Annotated in this window: 1 protein-coding gene and 1 pseudogene; one reads left to right on the top strand and one right to left on the bottom strand. The window is 47.6% G+C overall.

Annotated elements, in window-relative coordinates:
- Window positions 1–127 (top strand): annotated as a pseudogene (locus tag ACTHUR_RS14615) (tRNA (uridine(54)-C5)-methyltransferase TrmA); the annotation flags it as partial.
- 69 nt (window positions 128–196) lie between these two features.
- On the opposite strand, the gene ACTHUR_RS14610 reads toward ACTHUR_RS14615, so the two are convergent.
- Window positions 197–676, bottom strand: a 480-nt coding sequence (locus ACTHUR_RS14610) for a zinc-binding dehydrogenase (RefSeq protein ID WP_440399307.1), incomplete at its 5' end; no start/stop codon positions are given.

Below are 676 nucleotides of genomic sequence, written 5' to 3'. Positions count from 1 at the left end.
TCCTGAGACCCTGCGCACCAACCTCGACACGCTCTGTCAAACTCATACCATCGAACGCGCCGCCCTATTCGACCAATTCCCATTTACCCACCATATCGAAAGCGGCGTTTGGTTGAAGAAAAAATAAAACCATACAAAAAGGCCGTCTGAATGTTCAGACGGCCTTTAATTAACGGCATATTAAGCGATTTTCAAATCAATCCGCTTCCAAAACCACTTTCATGGCTTGGTTTTCAGCAGCGTGTTTGAATACATCGTAAGCTTTTTCCAATTCGCTAAATTTGAAATGGTGGGTCATCATTTTGGTGTAATCCACTGAGCTGCTGGAAATGGCTTTCATCAGCATTTCGGTGGTATTGGCGTTAACCAGGCCGGTAGTAATGGCAAGGTTTTTAATCCACAGTTTTTCCAGTTTGAAATCAACGGATTGGCCATGTACACCAACCACAGCGATATGGCCGCCGGGTTTCACGATGTCTTGGCACATATTCCAAGTCGCAGGGATACCGACCGCTTCGATGGCACAATCTACGCCGTCTTCGCCGACGATAGCGGCAACTTGCTTACTTACATCGCCGGAAGCAGGGTTAATGGTATGGGTCGCACCCAACTCTTTCGCCAGTTTCAAACGGTTTTCGTCCATATCGCAAACGATGATGGCTGCGGGGCTGTACAG

This window comes from Neisseria sp. P0021.S007 (assembly GCF_051956855.1).
This window is presented reverse-complemented; position numbering and strand designations above follow the sequence as displayed.